Origin of the sequence: Bowmanella dokdonensis, from assembly GCF_017254865.1 — a bacterium.
In the GTDB taxonomy this organism is placed as follows: domain Bacteria; phylum Pseudomonadota; class Gammaproteobacteria; order Enterobacterales; family Alteromonadaceae; genus Bowmanella; species Bowmanella dokdonensis.
On sequence record NZ_JAFKCV010000315.1, the window covers coordinates 1 to 301 of the forward strand.

The 301-nt window shown below is 53.5% G+C and carries 1 protein-coding gene; it reads left to right on the plus strand.

Annotation, left to right across the window (positions count from 1 at the left end; translation table 11 throughout):
* Positions 1-301: hypothetical protein (locus tag J0A66_RS22745; protein WP_206576065.1), on the plus strand; the 301-nt coding region annotated here is incomplete at both ends.

A 301-nucleotide genomic window follows, 5' to 3' on the forward strand; every position in this document is an offset into this window, starting at 1 on the left:
CGGTCAGCAGCGTTTGGCTGACAGCATCGAGCGGCTGGATCAGGTGATGACTCAGTTACAGAGCGTGCTGGATAGCGAGTTGGCACAAGTTGAGTCTCAGGCTGAAAAGGTGGCAGAAGCGAAAACTCGCAATACTGCGCAAGATGCCAGTCAGGCAAAACAGCCATCCGCTGATGCGGGTAAAAACAGTCAAGCAGCACAACAAACCCAAGTGGTGGTGACATCCTCTGCGGACTCAGGGACGGCGGAAAAAAGTACGGAAAAATCAGCAGCGGCCAACAAGCCAACGGCAAGTAAAGCT